At 52.8% G+C, this 1,455-nt stretch carries 1 protein-coding gene and 2 tRNA genes; all 3 read right to left on the reverse strand.

Annotated features, from left to right (window positions below; translation table 11 throughout):
- Positions 1 to 303: 303 nt before the first annotated feature.
- The 3 genes from BLS57_RS19535 to BLS57_RS19545 all read right to left on the reverse strand — a co-directional run bounded on the left by BLS57_RS19535 (position 304) and on the right by BLS57_RS19545 (position 1,396).
- Positions 304 to 1,173 carry a glycosyltransferase family 2 protein gene (locus BLS57_RS19535; protein WP_093744255.1) on the reverse strand — a complete coding sequence of 290 codons (870 nt, stop codon included), beginning with the start codon at positions 1,171 to 1,173 and terminating at the stop codon, positions 304 to 306.
- Positions 1,174 to 1,217: 44 nt separating this feature from the next.
- Positions 1,218 to 1,293, reverse strand: a tRNA-Ala gene (locus BLS57_RS19540).
- 26 nt (positions 1,294 to 1,319) lie between these two features.
- Positions 1,320 to 1,396: transfer RNA gene (locus tag BLS57_RS19545), tRNA-Ile, on the reverse strand.
- Positions 1,397 to 1,455 lie beyond the last annotated feature (59 nt).

Below are 1,455 nucleotides of genomic sequence, written 5' to 3' on the forward strand. Positions count from 1 at the left end.
TGGACAATGAGCGATGCAGATAGCGAACCGTCCGTGCAGGAGGTCCGCGTCATCGCTCTGGTTAGTGTACTTGACTTGGACAACATATCCGTTTCAGTCGCGATATGTCTGATAGGCCGAGGAAACAGCCTTTCAAACACCGGCCCAAAAGGGCAGCAACCGAGATCATCCCCTAACGCGGGGCGATCAAACATGTTGTTAGTATCTCTCTTTACGATGTCAATCACGTGCATCCGAGGATGTCACGCAAACGTCCAGATTGGACGAGCAAAAGCGCCGTAGCGCTCTTGCTGATCTAATCTATCAGCTGTCTTTGAACCAGTCAGGCAGGTGTGTGCGATACTCGAAGTTAACCGATCTAGCGCGAAGCACATTCAATTGCGCATCCCTTACTGGGTTGCGGTTGATGGTGCGGTAAGCTTTCGTCCGTGCGCGCTTCCATTCCAACTCGGTCAGCGTCTCTATCCGATCGTAGAAGCGTTCAGCGTCCGCAGTTGCCTGCGACCAGATCTTACCAGGGAGACCGTTTTCTGGCCTATTAGCAATTTCGGTGCGATGCTGATTGGCTAAACTCAAAGCCGCTATGTTCGCGTATTTGAGGTGAACCAAGTAGACGCCTTTCGGCAGGGTGAACGCCGTGTCCGCTAAATGATCTGCGGAAACTTCGATGCCGTGACGCACAAGATGCGTACTGCGTTTTACCGCCCAAGCTTTACTGTAGTGGCCCGAGAAAACCGCGCTTCGCCGATGGGCAAAGACGTTTGCGCCCTCTGGTACCTCTGCGTCTCTGATATCCTCAACCAGGTTAAGGCCCAAAGCGAACAGAGCGTCAGCCCTATGCTGCGCAGCGAACAAGCTTTCGAAATCCGCGAAGCGCTCAGGATCCAAGCAGATCAACTCATCCGCGTCAGTCCGGATAACCCAATCATACAAAGCGCCAAGTCCGTCCTGCAATCCGTTGAGTAGATGCCCACGAACGCGATCAAAACCGGACAGGTCATCCCGAGGAACCGTGATCACGTTTGCCCGAGGGCAAAGTTCAGCAACCTTTGCGTCATGACCGTGGGCCACAATATAAATATGTTCCGAACCAAGGTGTCGTGAATAATGTGCGTACCATTGTGATAACGCCCAGTAATCTCGGTAAACCATTGTGATCGCACAAATCTTCATGTCTTCTTCTAATCCTTTCGGATCGGAGGGGACAAGAGAATTTATGGTGGAGCCTAGGAGGATCGAACTCCTGACCTCCTGAATGCAAATCAGGCGCTCTCCCAGCTGAGCTAAGGCCCCAAAAGGGTTCTGCACTGCAGATGCGATGGTGGGTCGAGGAGGACTTGAACCTCCGACCTCACGCTTATCAGGCGTGCGCTCTAACCACCTGAGCTACCGACCCATACGGGCGGTAGCCCGTGTTCTATTTTCTGAAGAGATATGAGGACGGCTCGGTTCTAA

Origin of the sequence: Sulfitobacter delicatus, assembly GCF_900102535.1 — a bacterium.
Lineage (GTDB): Bacteria > Pseudomonadota > Alphaproteobacteria > Rhodobacterales > Rhodobacteraceae > Sulfitobacter > Sulfitobacter delicatus.

What these genes read in the sequence shown, in the direction of transcription:
- BLS57_RS19535 (WP_093744255.1), bottom strand. Translation starts at nt 1,173, where the DNA reads ATGAAGATTTGTGCGATCACAATGGTTTACCGAGATTACTGGGCGTTA.